The sequence below is a fragment of the Klebsiella sp. GL120222-02 genome (genome assembly GCF_003097195.1).
GTDB lineage: Bacteria > Pseudomonadota > Gammaproteobacteria > Enterobacterales > Enterobacteriaceae > Klebsiella > Klebsiella variicola.
In genome coordinates this window covers 250,609-272,389 of sequence record NZ_QEQO01000004.1, presented here as the reverse complement: position 1 = coordinate 272,389, position 21,781 = coordinate 250,609, and the positions used below count along the sequence as shown (strand labels likewise).

The window sequence follows — 21,781 nt, the reverse complement described above, 5'->3', positions numbered from 1 at the left end:
TATATTTACCAGCTGAATATTAACCGCGAATCAGTACAGCGTGTTGTCGGTTTTTTAATGTTTTGTGCGCTTAAAAATCAACGAGTTATCAATTTGTGCGCTTAAAATAAAAGCGCCGCCAAAAACGGCGGCGCATCATCGAAATGCAATAATCTTACTGGCTAAACTGGCGGAACAACGCTTTCCCTTTTAACAAACGCAGCCCCAGCCCGCCGCCGCACAGAGATAACAACACCGCTCCCGTCAGCGGCAGCATCACCCACAAGCGCCAGTCCGGCGTCCAGGGGAAATCAAATACTTTCGTCTGCAGCATCGCCAGCGCCACTTCCGCGCCTATCGCCGCCACCAGTCCGGAAACCAGCCCCAGCAGGGCAAACTCCGCCCACAGCGTGGCGCGCAGCAGCGATTTCCCGGCCCCCAGCGTGCGCCAGACCACCAGCTCCTGATGCCGCTGGCGCATACCGACCTGGACCTGCGCCAGCAACAGCAGCACGCCGCAGGCCGTGACCAGGCCCACCATCACCTCCAGCGCCCGGCTGACCTGGGAGAGCACCTGGCCGACCTGACGCAGGATGGCGCCGATATCCAACAAGCTAACGGTGGGAAACTCGCGGTTCAACTGGGTCAACATCGCGGGACCGTTATCCCAGCGGAAGCTGGTGAGCCAGCTCTGCGGCTGCCCGTCCAGCGCCCCGGAGGGGAAAATAAAGAAGAAGTTGGGCCGCAGGCTCTCCCAGTCAACTTTGCGCACGCTGCTGACCTTCGCGCTGAAGTCCTGAGTATCGCCGGTAAAGGTCACCGTATCGCCGATCTTCACCCCCAGCCGCTGCGCCAGTCCCTCTTCAATCGATACCTCGCCCGGCTTCGGCGGCCAGCTACCGGCCACCAGCGGATTATGATCCGGACGCTGTTCGCTCCAGGTGAGATTAAGCTCGCGATTCAGCGCTTCGTCTTTGTTCCCGTCCGTGGAGTGACCGTTGATCTGCGTCAGACGAGCCCGGACGATCGGATAAAATTCCGCCGCCCGGGTCTGGTGTTCGGCGAGGAAAGTCTTCACCGGCATTATCTGCTCAGGGGCAATATTGATCAGAAAGTAGTTCGGGCTCTGCGGGGGCAACTGCTGCTGCCAGCGGTCAAGCAGATCGCCGCGCAGCACCAGCAGCAACGCCAACAGCATAAACGACAGGGAAAACGCCGCCAGCTGGCTGAGGGTCGACCACGGCTGGCGCAGCAGGCGGTTCACCGCCAGACGCAGCGGCAAGGCTTTGAGCGTCAGGCGTTTGAGCAGCCACAGCAATCCCCAGCCCACCAGGCCGCACAGCAGCGCCAGCACCACCGCCCCGGCCAGCACCGACCACAGCAGCGGGCTGCCGCCCATCAGCCAGGCCAGCCCGCCGACCACCACCGCGCAGACCACAGGAATATAGTGTTTCAGCGGCCAGACGTTAGCCACCACATCCTGACGCAGCACTCGCAGCGGCAGGGTCGCCAGCAGCAGTCGATACGGCCGCAGGCCCACCAGCAGGGAAATGACGCCTGTCGCCCCGATAGCCCACAGCCACGGCCAACCGCTGGCAGCGGGTAGTGCGGCGGGCAGCACCGGTTTGAGCATCAACAACAGCAGGCGCTCCAGCGCCAGGCCCACAACCCCGCCGCTTATCACCGACAGCGTCAGCAGCAGCAGCCACTGGCCGACGATGAGCTTGCGCAGCTGCGCCCGCCCGGCGCCCAGCGTCTTCAAAATTGCGACCAGATCGTAGCGACTGCGGCAGTAGTGGCTCATCGCCACGGCGATCGCGGCAACGGCCAGCAGCAGCGTCAACAGCGCGGATAACAGCAGGAATTGCTGCGAGCGCTCAAGGGATTTGCCCAGCGCGCTGTCGTCCTGTTCAAGGCCAGTCCAGCGATGTTCCGCGCCGAGCTTCGGCAGCAGCCATTGTTCATAATCCGCCAGCTGTTGCGCGTTACCGGCGAACTTATAGCGCCATGCGACGCGACTGCCGGGCTGCACGGCCCCGGTTTTTGCCACGTCAGCCATATTCATCATCAGTCGCGGCGCCATCTGGAAGGGGTTAAACCCTGCATCCGGCTCCTGAATCACTTCCCCGGCAATGCGCAGCGTGGCATCGCCAACGTCAATCGTATCGCCGGTTTTCAGGTTCAGGAGCGCCATCAGCCTTGGCGCCAGCAGCACGCTCCCCGCCTGCGGCTTCAGCCCCGGCGGCTGCGTCTCGAGGGTGCCATACAGCGGATAGCGGTCATCCACCGCCTTAACGTCCGCCAGCTGCGGCGTATCACCGGCGAACGTCATGGTGGCGAAGCTCAGCTGCTCGCCGACGGTCAGCCCTGACTTCCGCGCTTGCGCGATCCACTCGGCGGGTACCTCGCGCGAACTGCGCAGCGTACGGTCGCCGGCCATAAACTCACGGCTTTGCTGGCTAAGGCCTTTCTCCATCCGATCGCTTATCGACCCCAGGGCCAGCACGCAGGCCACGGCGAGGCTTAACGCCAGCCAAACGATCAGCAGCGACGGCGAGCGCCATTCGCGCCAGAACCAGCGGGCGATCATGCTTCCTCCCGCAGTTGGCCATCCACCAGGCGCAGACGGCGGTCGCAGCGCGCCGCCAGCAGCGGATCGTGAGTGACGAGGATCAGGGTGGTGCCGTGTTCGCGATTAAGCGAGAACAGCAGATCGGCAATTTTGTCCCCGGTCTGGCGATCGAGGTTGCCGGTGGGCTCATCGGCGAACAGGAGGGCCGGGCGCCCGTTGAAGGCCCGGGCCAGCGCCACCCGCTGCTGTTCGCCGCCGGAGAGCTGCGCCGGCAGGTGGTGCAGGCGTTTGCCAAGCCCCAACTGCTCAAGCAGCGCGCGGGCATCGCCCTGGCTCTCACTGTCGCTGGCGCCGCGCAGCAGCGCCGGCAGCTCGACGTTCTCCAGGGCGTTGAGCGTCGGGATGAGCATAAACGACTGAAAAACAAAGCCAACGTGCTGCGCCCGCAGCGCCGCCCGCGCCTCCTCATCCATCCGATGCAGCGGTTTGCCCAGCATCGAGACTTCCCCGCTGCTGCCATCGTCCAGGCCAGCGAGGATCGCCAGCAGGGTCGATTTACCGGAACCTGACTCGCCGATCAGGGCGATGGTCTGCCGCGGTTTGACAACCAGCTCAACTCCGGTAAGGATGGAGAGCTGATGCTCTCCCTGACCGACGGACTTCTTAAGATGATGAACTTCAAGTATGTTTTCCGCTGGCATGTGCCTTTCCTGTTTTTGTTCCTGTTTACCTGCCGCGCAATGGCGGCGGACACGCTGCTGATCCTCGGCGACAGCCTGAGCGCTGGCTATCGAATGGCGGCCAACGCCGCCTGGCCTGCGCTGCTCAATGAGAAGTGGCAGGCGAAAACACCGGTGGTGAACGCCAGCATCAGCGGCGATACCTCGCAGCAGGGGCTGGCCCGCCTGCCAGCGCTGCTTAAGCAGCATCAGCCGCGCTGGGTGCTGGTTGAGCTCGGCGGCAATGACGGGCTGCGCGGTTTTCCGCCACAGCAGACCGAGCAAACACTGCGCACCATTATTAAAGATATCAAAGCGGCCAACGCCGAGCCGCTGCTGATGCAAATTCACCTGCCGGCGAACTATGGCCGCCGCTATAATGAAGCCTTCGGCGCGATTTACCCGGCCCTGGCCAAAGAGTTCGATATTCCTCTCCTGCCTTTTTTTATGGAGGAGGTCTATCTCAAACCGCAATGGATGCAGGACGACGGCATTCACCCAAATCGCGACGCGCAGCCGTTTATCGCCGACTGGATGGCGAACCGGCTGGCTCCCTTAGTTAATCATGACTCCTGAACGCCAGGGGTCGCTGACAGGTAAAGTTATGCAAAAAACGGTTTTAGTGACAGGCTGTTCCAGCGGAATTGGTCTGGAAAGCGCGCTGGATTTAACCCGCCAGGGCTTTCGCGTGCTGGCGGCCTGCCGCAAAGCGGAGGACGTCGCGCGGATGCAGGAGCTGGGGCTAACCGGTATTTTGCTCGATCTGGATGACCCACAGAGCGTGGAGCGCGCGGCGGCGGAGGTGATTGCGCTGACCGATAATCGTCTCTATGGCCTGTTCAATAACGCCGGTTATGGCGTCTATGGCCCGCTGAACACCATCAGCCGCCAGCAGATGGAACAGCAGTTTTCCGCCAACTTTTTCGGCGCGCATCAGCTGACCATGCTGCTGCTGCCGGCGATGACGCCGCACGGCGAAGGGCGCATCGTGATGACCTCCTCGGTGATGGGGCTCATCGCCAGTCCCGGTCGCGGGGCCTATGCCGCCAGTAAATACGCCCTCGAGGCGTGGTCCGATGCGCTACGCATGGAATTGCGCCACAGTGGTATTCAGGTCAGCCTGATTGAACCGGGCCCGATCCGCACCCGCTTTACCGATAACGTCAACCAGACGCAAAGCGATAAACCCGTAGAAAATCCGGGCATCGCCGCTCGCTTTACCCTCGGGCCGGAGGCGGTGGTGGAAAAAGTGCGCCACGCTTTTACCAGCGATAAGCCAAAGCTGCGCTACCCGGTCACTCTGGTGACTCACGCGGTGGCGCTGCTCAAACGCCTGCTGCCTGCCCGCGCGATGGACAAAATTATCCACGGCTGAGTTGAAGCGCGGCATGCCGCCCCCATGTAAAACAGAAATCGACTAACGAGAAATGCCCATGTCCGAACAGAATATTGTCAATATTAGCGAAGCGAACCTGCAGCAGACGCTACAGCAGTCCATGAACGTCCCGGTGCTGTTTTATTTCTGGTCTGCCCGCAGCCAGCACTGCGAACAACTGACCCCAGTCCTCGAGCGCCTGGCCGCCCAGTATAACGGCCAGTTCACGCTGGCGAAGGTTGATTGCGACGCCGAGCAAATGCTCGCTTCACAGTTTGGTCTGCGCGCCATCCCTACAGTTTATCTGTTCCAGAACGGCCAGCCGGTGGACGGTTTTGAAGGCCCGCAGCCGGAGGAAGCGATTCGCGCCCTGCTGGATAAAGTCCTGCCGCGTGAAGAGGAGCTGAAAGCCCAGCAGGCGCTGGCCCTGATGCAGGAAGAAAAATACGCCGAGGCATTACCGCTGCTGAAGGAAGCCTGGCAGCTGTCGAATCAGGACAGCCAGATTGGTCTGCTGCTGGCGGAAACGCTGATTGCCCTGCACCGTTCCGATGAAGCGGAAAGCGTGCTGAAAACCATCCCGCTGCAGGATCAGGACACCCACTATCAGGGTCTGGTGGCGCAGATTGAGCTGCTCAAACAGGCCGCCGACACCCCGGAAATCCAGCAACTGCAGCAGCAGGTGGAACAGAATCCGGACGATGCGCAGCTGGCCTCCCAGCTGGCGCTGCAGCTGCATCAGGTCGGGCGTAATGAAGAAGCGCTGGCGCTGCTGTTCAGCCATCTGCAGAAGGATTTAGGCGCCGGCGATGGCCAGGCGCGCAAGATGCTGCAGGAGATCCTCGCCGCCCTCGGTACCGGCGATGCGCTGGCCGCCAAATACCGCCGCCAGCTGTATTCGCTGCTGTACTAATCAGAGGCGCTGACCCGGATAGCGCTACGCTTATCCGGGCTACAGATTACGCCGTGGTAGCCCGGGTAAGGCGTGAACGCCGCAACCCGGGATCGTTCATGGGTGCTTTTTCAGCTGCGTTACCACCAGCTGATGACGGGCATTGAAGAACTTCCGGTAGGTCAGATAGCCGGCGATAATCGTCGACAGGCTGGCGGTCGACAGCAGCATAAAGGTCACCATGATCTGGTACTTAATCGCCTTCACCGGGTCAATACCGGCAAAAATTAGCCCCGACATCATCCCAGGCAAGCTCACCAGCCCGACCGTTTTCGCTGAATCGACGGTGGGAATCAATGACGCGCGAATGCTCTCGCGAATCAGCCGCGCCGCAGCCATCTTCGGCGTCGCGCCGAGGCTCAGCTTCTCCTGAATCTGCTGCTGCTCGCTGCTGAAGCGCTGGCCCATATTGTTGTAGCACAGCCCCACCGCCACCATGGCGTTCCCGGCCACCATCCCGGCAATCGGGATCACCTGCATCGGCACGAAGGCGATCGACCCCGAAAAGACCAGTACCGCCAACGTTAGTCCGGCGCCAGTGGTAATAGCGATAAACGACGAGACAAAAGCTTTATCGATATATTTACTGCGCTTCTTCGCATTCCACGCCGCGTTAAAGCAGATAAACAGCACCATCAACAGCGTCAGAACCGCATGATTGACGTTAAAGATATATTTCAGCACATAGCCGACGATAATCAGCTGCACGATCGCCCGGCAAATACTCCAGATAATATCTTTTTCCAGTGCCAGTTTTTCCCGATAGCTGACCAGAATAGCGATCAGCACCAGCACCATCGACAGCGCCAGCGATTCGTTCGTAATGTTATGCCCGTTCATGCTGTACCTCCTGCATGTTTCCGCCGGCAGGTTGCAGCGTAATCACTTCATCGGCATGCGAAATTTCGTTGCGATCGTGGGTGACCCACAGAACAGCGACCTGTTTTTCCGTCGCGTAGCCATGAATAATGTCATTCACATTCTGTTTATTACTTTCATCCAGCGCGCTGGTAATTTCGTCCAGCAGCAGCACGCGCGGTAGAAATTGTAAATTGCGGATCAGCGATACGCGCTGCTTTTCCCCGCCGGACAGTTCGTTAATAGACTTTTCCAGCATATTTTCGCCAAGGCCAAAGCGCTGCAGGTCAGCCACCAGCGCCTGCGGATCGGGTTGTTTGTTGCGGATCTGCCACGGAAAAATCAGGTTATCGTAGACTGAATCACCGAACAGCGCCGGCGTCTGCGCGCAGTAAGACACCTGCTGACGATAGGTTTCCGGCGACAGCGTCGCGATATCCACATCGTCAAAAAACAGGCGTCCGGAGGTTGGGCTGAGCAGCGAGGCGATAATCTTCAGCAAGGTGCTTTTCCCGCAGCCGGAAGGCCCGGTAATCAGCTTAAATTCTCCGGGTCTGAGCTGAAGAGTGATATTGTGTAAAATAACTGCGTCGTCGGTCTTAAACCCCACACCCTCGAGACGCAAAAGCGCGTTATTTTCCTTCATGAGTCTTCCTGATTATTTTCTGAAACACCGCTAGTTTACCCCACTTTCCTTTCTCCAGGATGAGGAGAAAGATATACTCAGTTTAAACATGCGCTATTTCCTTGTAGCGCCCCACCAGGCAACAAGACAGGAGGTTTTTGATGCTGATTTTTATTCCTATCCTTATTTTCGTCGCGCTGGTCATTGTGGCCGCGGCGGTGAAAATTGTCCCGCAAGGCTATCAGTGGACGGTAGAACGTTTTGGGCGCTTTACCCAGACGCTGCAGCCGGGATTAAGCTTAGTCGTGCCGTTTATGGACCGAATCGGCCGCAAAGTGAACATGATGGAGCAGGTGCTCGACATCCCCTCGCAGGAGGTTATCTCCCGGGATAACGCCAACGTCACCATCGACGCGGTCTGCTTTATTCAGGTGATTGACGCGCCAAAGGCCGCCTACGAGGTCAGCAATCTTGAGCAGGCGATCGTCAACCTGACGATGACCAATATCCGTACCGTGCTCGGCTCGATGGAGCTGGACGAAATGCTCTCCCAACGCGACAGCATTAACACCCGTCTGCTGCATATCGTTGACGACGCCACTAATCCGTGGGGAGTAAAAATCACCCGCGTCGAAATTCGCGACGTTCGCCCGCCGGCGGAGCTTATTGCCTCAATGAACGCCCAGATGAAAGCCGAACGTACCAAACGCGCCTATATCCTTGAGGCCGAAGGGGTGCGACAGGCGGAAATTCTGAAAGCGGAAGGGGAAAAGCAGTCGCAGATCCTCAAAGCCGAGGGGGAACGGCAGTCCGCTTTCCTGCAGGCCGAAGCTCGCGAACGTTCCGCCGAAGCGGAAGCCCGCGCCACTCAGATGGTCTCCTCGGCAATCGCCTCGGGCGATATTCAGGCGATCAACTACTTCGTGGCGCAGAAGTACACCGATGCGCTGCAGCAGATTGGCGCCGCTAACAACAGCAAAGTGGTGCTGATGCCGCTGGATGCCAGTAGCCTGATGGGATCGATTGCCGGGATCAGCGAGCTGATCAAAGAAGGCGCTGGCGATCGGAAAAAATCATGATCGACATGATCTTCGCCCATCCGCATCTGTTCTGGTTAAGCCTGGGCGGGCTGCTGCTGGCGGCCGAGATGCTTGGCGGCAGCGGCTATCTGCTGTGGAGCGGCGTCGCTGGCGTGGTGACCGGCGCCCTGACCTGGCTCCTGCCGCTGAACTGGGAATGGCAAGGGACGCTGTTTGCCGTTCTCACCCTGCTGGCGGCGTGGCTGTGGTCGAAATGGCTGCGCAAGCGGGTCAAAACGCAGCGTCCGGCCGATGCTCAGCTCAACCAGCGCGGGCAGCAACTGGTGGGCCGCCGCCTGACGCTGGATGCCCCGCTGGTAAACGGCCGTGGCCATGTACGCGTGGGCGACAGCTCCTGGCCGGTGATTGCCGATGAAGACCTCGCGGCGGGCAGCAAGGTTGAAGTAATTGCCGTAGAAGGAATTACGCTACGAATCAGACCCGTCGTCCGTTAAGCCTGCGCCTTGCGATGGCAGCAGCCGGAAAGATTATCGATAATCGGGCACTCCGCGCTGTCGTCGCCGGGGCAGGATTCGGCCAGCGCCAGCAGGTGCGCGCGCATATTTTGCAGCTCGCGGATATGGTTCTCGATATCCGCCACTTTCTCCAGCGTGCGTTTTTTCACATCGGCGCTGTGCCGCGACGGGTCGTTGAACAAGGCCACCAGCTCGCGGCACTCTTCCAGGTTAAACCCCACCTGCCGCGCCTGGCGCAGCAGCGTCAGCTCATCGAGATGCTGCTGACTGTAAGTGCGGTAGCCGTTTTCGCTCCGCAACGGCGGCGTCACCAGCCCCTTCTCTTCGTAAAAACGAATCGCTTTGCTGGTTAAACCGGTTTTTTTCGCCACATCGCTGATATTCATTTTTTCTCCTTGACCTTCCCCTTGCTGGAAGGTTTAACCTTCTTAATACTCGATGAAAGAGTGGGTCTGGTCAATCGTTGACCGGAAAATTATTCAGGAGTTATTTATGTCTAACACTATCGACCTGACGCTGGATGGCCTCTCCTGCGGCCACTGCGTCAAACGCGTGAAAGAGAGTCTGGAACAGCGTCCTGACGTTGAGCAAGCCGAGGTGACCCTCACTGAAGCCCATGTCACGGGCAGCGCCAGCGCGCAAGCGCTGATTGATACCGTGAAACAAGCCGGATACGGCGCGGAGCTCAGCCACCCAAAGGCTAAACCGCTGGCAGAATCATCAATCCCGTCGGAAGCACTGACAGCGGCCACTCCTGAGCTTCCGGCAGCCCATGACGAAGATGACAGTCAACAGCTGCTGATCAACGGCATGAGCTGCGCCAGCTGCGTCTCCCGGGTACAAAACGCGCTTGCCGCGGTGCCGGGCGTCTCACAGGCGCGGGTTAACCTGGCGGAACGCACGGCGCTGGTGATGGGCAGTGCGTCCGCCGCAGAATTAGTGCAGGCGGTGGAGAAAGCCGGCTATGGCGCGGAGGCGATCGAAGACGATCTGCAACGCCGCGAACGCCAGCAGGAAACCGCTATTGCTACGATGAAGCGTTTTCGCTGGCAGGCGATTGTCGCCCTGCTGGTCGGCGTGCCGGTGATGGTCTGGGGGATGATCGGCGATAACATGATGGTCAGCGATGACAACCGTTCGCTGTGGCTGGTTATCGGCCTTGTCACCCTCGCTGTCATGGTCTTTGCCGGCGGCCACTTCTACCGCAGCGCGTGGAAAAGCCTGAAAAACGGCACCGCCACCATGGATACGCTCGTGGCGCTCGGCACCGGCGTCGCCTGGCTGTACTCGATGAGCGTCAACCTGTGGCCGCAGTGGTTTCCGATGGAAGCCCGGCATCTGTATTACGAAGCCAGCGCGATGATTATCGGCCTGATTAACCTCGGCCATATGCTGGAGGCCCGCGCCCGCCAGCGCTCCTCGAAAGCGCTGGAGAAACTGCTCGATCTGACGCCGCCTTCAGCCCGCGTGGTGACCCCTGAGGGGGAAAAGGATCTGCCGCTCGCGGAAGTTCAGGCGGGTATGACGCTGCGCCTGACCACCGGCGACCGCGTTCCGGTTGACGGCGTGATAAGCCAGGGCGAAGCCTGGTTTGATGAAGCAATGCTCACCGGCGAACCGGTACCGCAGCAAAAAGGCGATGGCGATGCCATTCACGCCGGCACCGTGGTGCAGGACGGCAGCGTGCTGTTCACCGCCAGCGCCGTCGGCAGCCAGACCACGCTGGCACGTATTATCCGCATGGTGCGCCAGGCGCAGAGCAGCAAACCGGAGATCGGCCAGCTGGCGGATAAAATCTCCGCCGTATTTGTTCCGGCGGTGGTCGCCATTGCGCTGATCAGCGCCGCGATCTGGTACGTCTTCGGCCCGGCGCCGCAGATCGTCTATACCCTGGTCATTGCCACCACGGTACTGATTATCGCCTGTCCGTGCGCGTTAGGCCTGGCGACGCCGATGTCGATTATCTCCGGCGTTGGCCGGGCGGCGGAGTACGGTGTGCTGGTGCGCGATGCCGATGCGCTGCAGCGCGCCAGCGAGCTCGACACCCTGGTGTTCGATAAAACCGGCACCCTGACCGAAGGCAAGCCGCAGGTGGTGACTGTAAAAACCTTCTCTGGCATTGATGAAGCGACTGCGGTGCGTCTTGCCGCCGCGCTGGAACAGGGCTCAAGCCATCCGCTGGCGCGAGCGATCCTCGATAAAGCCGCCGACAGTTCGTTGCCGGAAGTGAGCGGCTTCCGCACCCTGCGCGGCCTTGGCGTCAGCGGCGAAGCGGAAGGTCATCGCCTGCTGCTCGGCAACCAGGCGCTGCTCAACGAGCAGCATATCAATACCGCCGACATAGAAAGCGAGATGACGGCGCAGGCCTCGCGCGGCGCCACGCCGGTGCTGCTGGCGGTGGATGGTCAGGCGGCCGCGCTGTTCGCCATCCGTGACCCGCTGCGCGAAGACAGCGTCGACGCCCTGGCCCGCCTGCATCGGCAGGGCTACCGGCTGGTGATGCTTACCGGGGATAACCCCACCACCGCGAAGGCCATCGCCAAAGAAGCCGGCATTGATGAAGTGATCGCTGGCGTGCTGCCGGACGGTAAAGCCGATGCCATTAAACGACTGCAGAGCCAGGGGCACAAAGTGGCGATGGTTGGCGACGGCATTAACGACGCTCCGGCGCTGGCCCAGGCCGATGTCGGGATCGCCATGGGCGGCGGCAGCGATGTCGCTATTGAAACCGCGGCGATCACCCTGATGCGCCATAGTCTTCACGGCGTGGCCGATGCGCTGGCGATTTCGAAGGCGACCTTACGCAATATGAAGCAGAACCTGCTGGGCGCGTTTGTCTACAACTCGCTGGGTATCCCGATTGCAGCCGGGATCCTCTGGCCGCTGACCGGCACCCTGCTCAATCCGGTGGTCGCCGGCGCGGCGATGGCGCTGTCGTCGATCACCGTGGTGAGTAACGCCAACCGCCTGCTGCGCTTTAAACCAAAAGAGTAAACGCCGTCAGATGAAACGGGCGCTGACGTTGTTCGGCGCCCGTTTTTTGCTGACACAAGAAAAGCCCGCCGGAAGGGTGACGTGTATCACCATATGCGCTAGCATGAAGTCCTCACACTTCGGAGCGCGTATGGGCCTGTTAAACCGGATAAAAATGCTGTGGCGAGCCGCCGTCGGCTCGTCTTATTCCTGGCCTGCGATGGATATCGTCCTGCCCGGCGAACGCTATTTGCACCTCGTCGGCAGCATCCATATGGGCACCCGCGACATGGCGCCGCCGCCAGCGAAGCTTCTGAAAAAAATACGCCAGGCCGATGCGTTAATCGTCGAGGCCGATATCAGCGGCAATGAAACCCCGTTTAGCAACCTTCCCTCTTACCCGCCGCTGGCAGAACGTCTAAGCGATGCGCAGTTGAGCGAGCTAGAGGCGCGAGCCGGCGAGCTGGGCCTGTCGGTCGGGCTGTTCGACAGCCAGCCGCTGTGGCAGGTGGCGATGGTGCTACAAGCCACCCAGGCGCAGAAGCTGGGACTGCGGCCGGATTACGGCATCGATTATCAGTTGCTGATGGCCGCCCGCGAGAGCAACATAACGGTGATGGAGCTGGAAGGCGCCGACAGCCAAATCGCGCTGCTGCGCGATCTGCCCGACGGGGGGATGGCGCTGCTGGAGGATACGCTGAGCCACTGGCGGACCAATGCCCGCCTGCTACAGGTGATGATCGGCTGGTGGCTGGAGCAACCGCCATCGCGCGGCGCGGTATCGCTGCCGACGACCTTTAGCCAGTCTTTGTATGATGTGCTGATGCACCAGCGCAATCTCGCCTGGCGCGAGACGCTGCTGGCCTTGCCGCCGGGGCGCTACGTGGTTGCCGTCGGCGCGCTGCACCTGTATGGCGAAGGGAATCTGCCGGATATGCTGACCTAAAAAAATGGCCAATATTGCTATTGGCCCGTCAAAGAGGAATTTCATCATTATTATTATCCCGGGATTTGCATCCCGGATCGTCTGATTGTCGCTCAAAGTGACCATCACTGCCAACACTATTGCGCAAGATGGTACTATTTTTTAGACAACCTGCGGGCGTATTCTGACGTCACGCAAAACCGGTTGGTAAGAAGGATAGCTATGACTCCCGCCGTTAAATTACTCGAAAAAAACAAAATCCCCTTTCAGATCCACAGTTACGATCACGATCCCAATGAGACCAACTTCGGAGATGAAGTGGTGCGCAAGCTCGGCCTCAATGCCGACCAGGTTTACAAGACCCTGCTGGTCGCCGTTAACGGCGATATGAAGCATCTGGCGGTCGCCGTCACCCCGGTCGCCGGGCAGCTGGATTTGAAGAAAGTGGCGAAAGCGCTGGGCGCCAAGAAAGTCGACATGGCCGACCCGATGGTGGCGCAGCGTATCACCGGCTATCTGGTGGGCGGTATCAGTCCGCTGGGGCAGAAGAAGCGCCTGCCGACGGTGATTGACGCCCCGGCGCAGGAATTTGCCACCATCTATATTTCCGGCGGCAAACGCGGTCTGGATATTGAGCTGGCGGCCAGCGATCTGGCGCAGCTTCTGGACGCGAAGTTCGCCGATATCGCCCGCCGCGATTGAGCACACCATCCCGGATAGCGGCGCACGCGCCTTATCCGGGCTACCCAACTCGTAGCCCCGGTAAGCGCAGCGCCACCGGGGAAATAGCCAACCTGAAACCCAGGCTTACTGCCAGCTCACCTCGCTTTTCGGCTCGTAGGCTGCCGCATCCAGCGGCGAGTTCTTCTCGATATACTCTTTCAGCACTTCGGCATCGATAAAGCCGGTATTCACATACCCGGGTTTATCGGCAATGTTCGGATATCCATCGCCGCCGGTAGCGTTAAAGCTCAGCGTCGCCATCCGGTAGGTCTTCGCCGGATCCACCGGTTCGCCTTTGATTTTCAGATCGTTCAGTTTGCCATCTTTGGCCACGAAGCTGACGTTGGCAAACTGCGGATAGGCGCCGGAATCCGGCTTCATCTGCGCGACGGCGGTCAGGTAATCCACCACCTCCTTGCCGCTCATATCGACATAGGTCAGCACATTGCCGAACGGCTGGACCTTCATCACATCCTTATAGGTGATATCGCCCGCCTCGATGGAGTCGCGGATCCCACCGCCGCTCATCACCGCGAAATCCGCGTTGCTGCGCGCCATCTGCGCCGCCAGCAGCAGGTGGCCCATATTGGTCTGCACAAAGCGCACTTTACTGCGGTCGCCCTCCAGATGACCATTCACGCTACCGATTTTGACCTGCAGTTGCGCTTTGCCTTTGTTCTGGAATGGCGTCAGCAGCGACATCATCTGTGGGTTCTCTGCGATCTGCGGCGTATACAGCACCCGCTCGCTTTGGCCGTTATCGTAAGTTACTTTTTTCTTCAGGTTCACCGGGATCAACTGATAATGCACCAGCTTCATCTCACCGTTGCGGAACTCAAAATCGGCGCGGCCGACGTATTTGCCCCACTCATGCGCCTGGACGATCCAGATGCCGTTCTGACGATCCGGCGCGCACGGGGTGCCTGGCACATAATCGACCTGCTTTTTATTTTCCGACGCCATGCATACCGGATCCTGCGAGTGACCGCCGACGATCATCGCCAGCGATCCCGCAGGTAAACTCCGCGCCATTTCAACGTCGCCCGGCGCGTTAGAGCCGTGGTTGCCATTGTCGTAATGGCCCATATGGGTGGTGGCCAGGATCACGTCCGGCTTTTCATTCTGCTGCAGCTCCTGGATCACCAGCTTCGCCTCTTCCGCCGGTTTGCGGAATTCGATATCGGTGAAATATTCCGGATTGCCAATCTTGGCCGTATCGTCGGTGGTTAAGCCAATCACCGCGATTTTCAGCCCGCCGCGCTTAAACAGCGCCCAGGGTTTGAACAGCCGTTCGCCGGTGCTTTTCTGATAAATATTGGCCGACAGGAACGGGAACTTCGCCCACTTTTCCTGCTGGCGCAGCACGCTCAGCGGATTATCAAATTCATGGTTCCCCACCGCCATTGCGTCGTAGCCGATCAGGTTCATGCCGCGAAAATCGGGCTCTGCATCCTGTAAATCAGACTCCGGCACGCCGGTATTAATATCGCCGCCGGATAACAGCAGGACGCTCCCCCCTTCCGCCGCCACTTCTTTCCGGATGCCATCGACCAACGTTTTCTGCGCCGCCAGACCATATTCGCCGTAGTCATTGCGCCAGAAATGGCCGTGATGATCGTTGGTGTGAAGGATGGTAATTTTATAGGTTTTATCCTGCTCATAGGCCTGTGCGGACAGGCTGCCCAGCGATAAGGCGGCAAATAACGCCAGCGCTACGCGATGTTTAAAATACTGCATGCTTCACTCCCTGACTTAATCCCAAGTGCCGAAAGTATAGCGAGTTAGTCGCGTTGACAAATATGTTTTCAGAATTGCGACTTCCTTCACCCCCTAAGGACAGGTATGTTAGTCGGATAATAATTCCACCTGCATTCTCTATACGCCTTCGCGTTGTATGGCATTGCGTCAGCCCGTTGGTTATATTTCCCATGTAGTAGCCGGGAAAATCAGGGTCGTCGCCATGGCGTATAAATGACGAAAGCTATATAAAAAAGTGACGTGAACCTATGGCAATCAATCAGACCGCTCAACCCCTGTCCGGCCCCGCTGCGCCGCCGCAAAAAGCACGCACCTCGTTTGGCATCTTAGGCGCGATCAGCCTGTCCCATTTGCTTAACGATATGATCCAGTCGCTCATCCTTGCGATTTACCCACTGCTGCAGGCGGAGTTCTCCCTTACCTTCGTGCAGATCGGGATGATCACCCTCACCTTCCAGCTCACCTCATCGCTATTCCAGCCGGTGATTGGCTACATCACCGATAAACGCTCGATGCCGTGGTCGCTGCCGGTGGGCATGTGCTTCACCCTCTGCGGTTTGATTCTCCTGGCGCTGGCCGGGAGTTTCGGCATGGTGCTGCTGGCTGCCGCGCTGGTGGGTACCGGCTCCTCGGTTTTCCATCCGGAATCATCCCGCGTGGCGCGGATGGCCTCTGGCGGCCGTCACGGCCTGGCCCAGTCGCTGTTCCAGGTCGGCGGCAACTTCGGCAGCTCGCTTGGTCCATTGCTGGCGGCGGTGATTATCGCCCCCTATGGCAAAGGCAACGTCGCCTGGTTCGTGCTGGCCGCCCTGCTGGCTATTGTGGTGCTGTCGCAAATCAGCCGCTGGTATGCCGCACAGCACCGTATGAATAAAGGCAAACCGAAGCCGCTGATCGTTAATCCGCTGCCGCGCAATAAGGTGATTCTGGCGGTAGGTATTCTGCTGATGCTGATTTTCTCGAAATATTTCTATATGGCGAGCATTAGCAGCTATTACACCTTTTATCTGATGCATAAGTTCGGATTATCGGTGCAAAATGCCCAGCTTCATCTGTTTGCCTTCCTGTTCGCGGTTGCCGCCGGGACGGTAATCGGCGGGCCAGTTGGCGATAAAATTGGACGTAAATATGTGATTTGGGGCTCTATCCTCGGTGTGGCGCCGTTTACCCTCGTTTTACCCTACGCCAGCCTTGAATGGACGGGGATTTTAACGGTGATTATTGGTTTTATCCTCGCCTCGGCCTTTTCCGCTATCCTGGTCTATGCGCAGGAGCTGCTGCCGGGTCGAATCGGCATGGTTTCTGGCCTGTTCTTCGGCTTCGCCTTTGGCATGGGTGGCCTTGGCGCCGCGGTGCTGGGCCTGCTGGCGGACCATACCAGTATCGATCTGGTGTATAAAATCTGTGCCTTCCTGCCGCTGCTGGGTTTCCTGACGATATTTCTTCCTGATAACCGGCAAAAAGCCTGATTATCCGGCGGCCAAAGTGCAACGCTGGCCGCCGTTATCCCTTGCGCCATCAGCCTGATGCGCGCATTCCCTCCGCGATTTTCCCTTCTGTGCCTTTTGGCCGGTTAATTCCATTTTTTTGCACAATTCAAGAATTATTCATAAACAAAGTGAACGTTTTTGTCATAAACTATTACCCGGATAGGGTAGCAAAATGGACCGATACACCACTGGAAAGGAGACGGAATGCACCACGCAACACCGCTTATCACCACCATTGTCGGCGGCCTCGTGCTCGCCTTTATTCTCGGCATGATTGCCAATAAGCTACGTATTTCTCCTCTGGTGGGATATCTCTTAGCGGGCGTGCTGGCCGGACCTTTCACCCCAGGCTTTGTTGCTGATACCAAACTGGCTCCTGAACTGGCAGAACTCGGCGTGATCCTGCTGATGTTCGGCGTCGGGCTGCATTTTTCCCTGAAAGATCTGATGGCGGTAAAGTCGATCGCCATTCCCGGGGCCATCGCCCAGATAGCCGTGGCGACGCTGCTGGGTATGGCACTTTCCGCCGCCCTTGGCTGGTCGCTGATGACCGGCATCGTCTTTGGCCTGTGTCTCTCCACCGCCAGTACCGTGGTGCTACTGCGCGCCCTCGAGGAGCGACAGCTTATTGACAGTCAGCGCGGGCAGATTGCCATTGGCTGGCTGATTGTGGAAGACCTGGTGATGGTCCTGACGCTGGTCCTGCTGCCAGCGATTGCCGGGATGACGGAGAAAGGTGACGTTGGCTTCGCCTCTCTGGCCCTCGACCTCGGGATCACCATTGGTAAAGTGGTGGCCTTTATCGCCATCATGATGCTGGTCGGTCGCCGGCTGGTGCCGTGGATCATGTCGCGCAGCGCCGCCACCGGCTCACGCGAGCTGTTCACCCTGTCAGTGCTGGCTCTGGCGCTGGGCATCGCCTTCGGCGCCGTGGAGCTGTTTGATGTTTCCTTCGCCCTTGGCGCCTTCTTCGCCGGCATGGTGCTTAACGAATCTGAGCTGAGCCACCGCGCCGCCCATGACACCCTGCCGCTGCGCGACGCCTTCGCGGTGCTGTTTTTTGTCTCCGTCGGCATGCTGTTTGACCCGATGGTGCTGGTGCAGCAGCCGCTGGCGGTGCTGGCGACACTGGCGATTATTATCTTTGGTAAATCCGCCGCCGCCTTTTTCCTCGTGCGTATGTTTGGTCATTCGCCGCGTACCGCATTGACCATTGCCGCCAGCCTGGCGCAGATTGGTGAGTTTGCCTTTATTCTCGCCGGCCTGGGGATGGCGCTTAACCTGCTGCCGCAGGCTGGACAAAACCTGGTGCTGGCCGGGGCGATCATCTCGATTATGCTCAACCCGGTGCTGTTTACCCTGCTGGAAAAATATCTCGATAAAACCGAAACCCTCGACGAGCAGACGCTGGAAGAGGTGCTGGAAGATGAGAAACAGGTGCCAGTCGATATCTGTAACCACGCGCTGCTGGTTGGCTTCGGCCGCGTCGGCAGTCTGCTGGGCGAGAAGCTGATGGCCCAGGGGATCCCGCTGGTGGTGGTTGAAACCTCGCGTACCCGCGTGGATGAGTTACGCGAGCGCGGGATCAGCGCGGTGCTGGGTAATGCCGCCAATGAAGAGATCATGGAACTGGCGCATCTCGACTGCGCCCGCTGGCTGCTGCTGACTATCCCCAACGGCTACGAGGCCGGAGAGATTGTCGCTTCCGCACGGGAAAAATGCCCGAATATCGAGATCATCGCCCGCGCCCATTACGATGATGAAGTGGACTACATTATCGATCGCGGGGCTAATCAGGTGGTGATGGGCGAGCGGGAAATTGCCCGCGCCATGCTGCAGCTTCTGGAAACGCCACCGGCCGGTGAAGTCGTCACCGGCTGATGTACTGCCCTCTCCCCGTCGGGAGAGGGACGCGCTTACCGATCCCAGTACGCCTCTTCCAGGCTGTCCTCACGCTCCGGCAGGCCGCGGGTTAAACGCGGCGAGTGCTGGTTCAGTACCTGATAGCTCACGCGGTTGGCATATTTACACACCTGCGCCAGTGAGGAGTAGGTCAGCCATTTGCATTTGTGCTTGCTGGAGTTGGGCACGTTATTGCGGTGGTAGTTATTGGCGGTGATGTCATGCAGCAGCGCCGCCAGGGCGCCGTCGCCAGCGCCGTTGGTATTCATGATTTTTTCAGGCCCGCCCATATACGGGGCGATATGTGAATAGATACGCAGCGGATTAACGCAATCCTGGTGGCGCATCGCACGGCTGAATTCAAACTGGTTAAACTCCGGGATCGCCCCCGGCAGCAGCGGATGCTGGGTTTTCCGCTTCGCCTCTTCTTCGGTAAAGCCCGCCATATACAGGCCCGCCGGGCCGGCAGTGCACAGCACCAGGTCGACCCAGTCCAGCGCTTTATCCGCCGCCGACAGCGGATCGGCAAAACCGGTCAGGGCTTCCCCTTCCTCTTCATTCATCGCCAGAATCGAGACATGCTCCTGCAGGAACTGCTGCCACCACGCCGGGTTATCGGCAATCACGTATTTAGTTCCGAGAGTTAACACCACCGGCACATCATGCTTTTTGGCGTACTCGATGGCTTTCATCGTGGCGTCTGGCATCGGCTCGCCCGGCTTGCAGCGTACCAGGTAGGAGGTGAGCACCAGCGCCGAGGCGCCGGCGATCACCGCTTCCGGAATGCTTTCCGGGCGCAGCTTGTTCATGTGACCCGGGCTGATGGCGAAGGTGCGCTCGCCGCTGTCGCTGATCAGGGTAAAACAGCGGCCAATGGCGCCGTCGACGCCCTGCAGATAGTTCAGATCGGTGCGGCTGGAGGTATTGCACAGGTAGCGATAGGCATAGCCGCCGATGTCGATATTGCTGCACATCACGCCAAGCAGCACCGAGCGATCGTCCGCCAGCACCGAGTAGTTGTGCATGGTATTGCCGATGGTGCCGCCGGCAAACTGATGGGTAATGAGATTATTGCGTACCAGCTCCTGGTACAGCGCCTCGGCGACGTCATCTTCAATCACCAGCGAGTGGCCCGCGCTCAGACCATAGCGTACGATAAACGCTTCATCCACTTTCGCTTCGATATCCACCAGCGTCTGGTCGATACCGACCACCCAGGAGATGCTGGATTCATTCTCCGGCTGAATTTGCTGCAGCAGCGGGTCGCGGGCGTTGACGGGAAAATAGTGTTTGGATTTGCGTTTACCGGGAAATTTCATAGTGGCGCTTAAATGACAGGGAACAAGCGGGAAATAGTAGCATATTCCCCGCCCTGCGCGCGATCAGCGATAAGGCGCCGTCAGGTTGACCATCATCTCAATATGCGCCACATCCGCATTTAGCGCCGGAATATATTCATACTGCTCGCCACCCGCTTCGAGGAAAACTTCCCGGTTCTGAACAGCAATCTCTTCCAGCGTCTCGAGACAGTCGGCGGCAAACCCCGGGCACAGCACCTGAATATGCTTCGTCCCCTGCTCGCCAAGCATCTTCAGCGTCTCATCGGTGTACGGCGTCAGCCAGGGTTCCCGGCCAAAGCGCGACTGGAAGGTCATCATCACCCGCTCCGGCGGCAGCCCCAGCGCGGAAACCAGTTCCCGCGTGGTATCGCGACAGCGCTGGGGATAATCATCGCCCTGGTTGGCATAGCGCTGCGGGATCCCATGGTAGGAGAGCAGCAGCAGATCGGGTTCCCCGTGCACCGCGAAGGAGGCGCGCACGCTGGCCGCCAGCGCATGGATATAGTCCGGGTGATCGGCATAGTCGCGAATAAACGAGATACCCGGAATAGCGCGCTTTTTCGCAAGGATCCGCGCCAGCTCATCCCAGACGGCGGCCACCGTCGAACAGGAATATTGTGGGTACAGCGGCAGCACCACGATGTGTCCCACCCCCTGCGCCAGTAAATCATCCACCGCGCTGGCCAGCGACGGCGAACCATAGCTCATGCCCAGCGCCACCGGCGTATCCGGCAGCCTGGCGGCCAGCGCCTGCTGCTGGCGACGGCTGTATACCATCAGCGGCGATCCCTCCTCCATCCACACGGACTGATAGAGCTTCGCCACGCGCGGGGAGCGAATCGGCAGTATGACGCCACGCAGCAGCGGCCACCATAGCAGACGAGATGTATCCACCACCCGTTTGTCGCTGAGGAATTGTCGCAGATAGCGCTTCACCGCACCGGGGGTGGGCGCATCGGGAGTGCCTAAATTGGCCAGCAAGATACCTGTTTTCGTCTGATGCATTACCGCCTCTTAACCATTTGAATCGCAGCCAATTGTAGCTGAAATGGCGCTAAACGGAACCAATCATAGCAAAAGGTAGAAATGAGAGGAGTTCTCATCCTGCGGCAGCAGGATGAGAAAAGGCTTTATCAGCCGAGGATTTTTTCCAGTTCAGCGCGCACGTCAGCTACCGCTTTGGTGCCGTCGACTTTGGCATATTTGGTGTTGCCCGCCTGCGCTTCTTTGGTGTAGTAGCCGATCAGCGGTGCTGTCATCTGATGGTATTCCACCAGGCGCTTACGCACGGTCTCTTCCTGGTCGTCTTTACGGGTGGTCAGCTCTTCGCCGGTCACGTCGTCTTTGCCTTCCACCTTCGGCGGATTGAATTTGATGTGGTAGACGCGACCGGATGCCGCATGAACGCGACGGCCAACGATGCGGTCGACGATCAGTTCGTCCGGCACGTCGAATTCCAGCACGTAATCAACGGTAATACCCGCTTCTTTCATGGCGTCAGCCTGCGGAATGGTTCGCGGGAAGCCGTCCAGCAGGAAGCCGTTACGGCAATCTTCCTGGGCGATACGCTCTTTCACCAGCGCGATGACCAGCTCATCGGTTACCAGCTTGCCGGCGTCCATAATGTCTTTCGCTTGCTTACCGAGCTCAGAGCCGGATTTTACCGCCGCGCGCAGCATATCGCCGGTGGAGATTTGCGGAATACCGTATTTCTCCATGATGAACTGAGCCTGAGTTCCTTTACCCGCGCCCGGAGCGCCAAGCAGAATAATACGCATTACGAAAATCCCCTCAAAAGTCGATTCAATTTTTCAAAAACGCTAAACCATACCACCAGAACGGCGATGGCTCAAGGAAGGCGGTGCGGCTGAAACGGTTAATGGTGAGATATTTTACCGACAGGGAGGATTATGCCCCTCACCCCGGCCCTCTCCCTCAGGGAGAGGGAGAAAACCCGTCCGGCGCCGGGCCGTCCTATCAAGAAGGGGGAAACACTGCGCCGGGCCGTCCCTCACCCTTCAGGGATACGCGAGGA

At 59.1% G+C, this 21,781-nt stretch carries 20 protein-coding genes; 11 read left to right on the top strand and 9 right to left on the bottom strand.

The features are described from left to right. Positions 1 to 64: 64 nt before the first annotated feature. On the top strand, positions 65 to 193 hold the full coding sequence (locus tag N438_RS28105; protein WP_046882284.1) for a hypothetical protein: 129 nt from the start codon (positions 65 to 67) through the stop codon (positions 191 to 193). Here N438_RS28105 and ybbP read toward each other — a convergent pair. Both ybbP and ybbA read right to left on the bottom strand, forming a co-directional pair. Then, positions 155 to 2,569: a putative ABC transporter permease subunit YbbP gene (gene ybbP / locus N438_RS15200; RefSeq protein ID WP_038422197.1), complete on the bottom strand. Its 2,415-nt coding sequence runs from the start codon at positions 2,567 to 2,569 to the stop codon at positions 155 to 157. The genes N438_RS28105 and ybbP overlap by 39 nt on opposite strands. Further along, positions 2,566 to 3,252, bottom strand: coding sequence for a putative ABC transporter ATP-binding protein YbbA (gene ybbA, locus N438_RS15195; RefSeq protein ID WP_008805463.1), 687 nt, complete (start codon positions 3,250 to 3,252; stop codon positions 2,566 to 2,568). The genes ybbP and ybbA overlap by 4 nt, the downstream gene beginning before the upstream one ends. Here ybbA and tesA point away from each other — a divergent pair. The 3 genes from tesA to N438_RS15180 are packed head-to-tail and all read left to right on the top strand — an operon-like array spanning position 3,223 to position 5,558. Continuing rightward, positions 3,223 to 3,846 (top strand): multifunctional acyl-CoA thioesterase I/protease I/lysophospholipase L1, encoded by a 624-nt coding sequence (gene tesA / locus N438_RS15190; protein ID WP_012542655.1) that lies wholly within the window; start codon positions 3,223 to 3,225, stop codon positions 3,844 to 3,846. The two genes, ybbA and tesA, sit on opposite strands and share 30 nt — an antisense overlap. Next, entirely contained in the window at positions 3,836 to 4,645 is an 810-nt protein-coding gene (locus N438_RS15185; protein WP_009484702.1) for an SDR family oxidoreductase, read from the top strand. The genes tesA and N438_RS15185 overlap by 11 nt, the downstream gene beginning before the upstream one ends. A 58-nt stretch (positions 4,646 to 4,703) precedes the next feature. After that, positions 4,704 to 5,558 carry a co-chaperone YbbN gene (locus N438_RS15180; RefSeq protein ID WP_008805461.1) on the top strand — a complete coding sequence of 285 codons (855 nt, stop codon included), beginning with the start codon at positions 4,704 to 4,706 and terminating at the stop codon, positions 5,556 to 5,558. Positions 5,559 to 5,654: 96 nt separating this feature from the next. Here N438_RS15180 and fetB read toward each other — a convergent pair whose 3' ends face one another. Both fetB and fetA read right to left on the bottom strand, forming a co-directional pair. Continuing rightward, positions 5,655 to 6,437 carry an iron export ABC transporter permease subunit FetB gene (gene fetB, locus N438_RS15175; RefSeq protein ID WP_008805460.1) on the bottom strand — a complete coding sequence of 261 codons (783 nt, stop codon included), beginning with the start codon at positions 6,435 to 6,437 and terminating at the stop codon, positions 5,655 to 5,657. Beyond that, a complete protein-coding gene (fetA, locus tag N438_RS15170; RefSeq protein ID WP_023322156.1) occupies positions 6,424 to 7,101 on the bottom strand; it encodes an iron ABC transporter ATP-binding protein FetA in 678 nt (225 codons plus the stop codon). The genes fetB and fetA overlap by 14 nt, the downstream gene beginning before the upstream one ends. Positions 7,102 to 7,241: 140 nt before the next feature. Between fetA and N438_RS15165 the strand changes: the two genes are divergently transcribed. Beyond that, positions 7,242 to 8,159, top strand: a complete 918-nt coding sequence (locus N438_RS15165; protein ID WP_002892258.1) for an SPFH domain-containing protein — start codon at positions 7,242 to 7,244, stop codon at positions 8,157 to 8,159. Further along, positions 8,156 to 8,614: an NfeD family protein gene (locus N438_RS15160; protein WP_032734897.1), complete on the top strand. Its 459-nt coding sequence runs from the start codon at positions 8,156 to 8,158 to the stop codon at positions 8,612 to 8,614. Before N438_RS15165 ends, N438_RS15160 begins: the two co-directional genes overlap by 4 nt. Here the strand turns inward: N438_RS15160 and cueR are convergent. Next, positions 8,611 to 9,021 (bottom strand): Cu(I)-responsive transcriptional regulator, encoded by a 411-nt coding sequence (gene cueR / locus N438_RS15155; protein WP_002892208.1) that lies wholly within the window; start codon positions 9,019 to 9,021, stop codon positions 8,611 to 8,613. The two genes, N438_RS15160 and cueR, sit on opposite strands and share 4 nt — an antisense overlap. 106 nt (positions 9,022 to 9,127) lie before the next feature. Between cueR and copA the strand changes: the two genes are divergently transcribed. The 3 genes from copA (at position 9,128) to ybaK (ending at position 13,235) form a co-directional block, all read left to right on the top strand. Next, positions 9,128 to 11,629 carry a copper-exporting P-type ATPase CopA gene (gene copA, locus N438_RS15150; protein ID WP_101858883.1) on the top strand — a complete coding sequence of 834 codons (2,502 nt, stop codon included), beginning with the start codon at positions 9,128 to 9,130 and terminating at the stop codon, positions 11,627 to 11,629. A 130-nt stretch (positions 11,630 to 11,759) separates the two neighbouring features. Then, positions 11,760 to 12,554 carry a TraB/GumN family protein gene (locus N438_RS15145; RefSeq protein WP_012542659.1) on the top strand — a complete coding sequence of 265 codons (795 nt, stop codon included), beginning with the start codon at positions 11,760 to 11,762 and terminating at the stop codon, positions 12,552 to 12,554. 201 nt (positions 12,555 to 12,755) lie between these two features. Then, the gene (gene ybaK / locus N438_RS15140; protein ID WP_004204728.1) at positions 12,756 to 13,235 is read left to right on the top strand and encodes a Cys-tRNA(Pro)/Cys-tRNA(Cys) deacylase YbaK; all 480 of its coding nucleotides are present in this window, start codon (positions 12,756 to 12,758) and stop codon (positions 13,233 to 13,235) included. Between the two features lie 105 nt (positions 13,236 to 13,340). Here ybaK and ushA read toward each other — a convergent pair whose 3' ends face one another. Continuing rightward, positions 13,341 to 14,993 (bottom strand): bifunctional UDP-sugar hydrolase/5'-nucleotidase UshA, encoded by a 1,653-nt coding sequence (gene ushA, locus N438_RS15135; RefSeq protein WP_046882286.1) that lies wholly within the window; start codon positions 14,991 to 14,993, stop codon positions 13,341 to 13,343. Between the two features lie 269 nt (positions 14,994 to 15,262). Here ushA and N438_RS15130 point away from each other — a divergent pair, with 269 nt between their 5' ends. Both N438_RS15130 and ybaL read left to right on the top strand, forming a co-directional pair. Continuing rightward, complete coding sequence (locus N438_RS15130) at positions 15,263 to 16,483, top strand: MFS transporter (protein WP_008805454.1); 1,221 nt, start codon at positions 15,263 to 15,265, stop codon at positions 16,481 to 16,483. A 225-nt stretch (positions 16,484 to 16,708) separates the two neighbouring features. Continuing rightward, entirely contained in the window at positions 16,709 to 18,385 is a 1,677-nt protein-coding gene (ybaL, locus tag N438_RS15125) for a YbaL family putative K(+) efflux transporter (protein ID WP_008805453.1), read from the top strand. Positions 18,386 to 18,420: 35 nt separating this feature from the next. On the opposite strand, the gene N438_RS15120 is transcribed toward ybaL, so the two are convergent. From N438_RS15120 to adk, 3 genes are all read right to left on the bottom strand, one after another. Further along, positions 18,421 to 19,725 carry an inosine/guanosine kinase gene (locus N438_RS15120; protein WP_032753773.1) on the bottom strand — a complete coding sequence of 435 codons (1,305 nt, stop codon included), beginning with the start codon at positions 19,723 to 19,725 and terminating at the stop codon, positions 18,421 to 18,423. 63 nt (positions 19,726 to 19,788) lie between these two features. Then, positions 19,789 to 20,751: a ferrochelatase gene (gene hemH, locus N438_RS15115; RefSeq protein ID WP_008805451.1), complete on the bottom strand. Its 963-nt coding sequence runs from the start codon at positions 20,749 to 20,751 to the stop codon at positions 19,789 to 19,791. Positions 20,752 to 20,879: 128 nt separating this feature from the next. Beyond that, on the bottom strand, positions 20,880 to 21,524 hold the full coding sequence (gene adk / locus N438_RS15110; RefSeq protein ID WP_002892184.1) for an adenylate kinase: 645 nt from the start codon (positions 21,522 to 21,524) through the stop codon (positions 20,880 to 20,882). Positions 21,525 to 21,781: the final 257 nt, after the last annotated feature.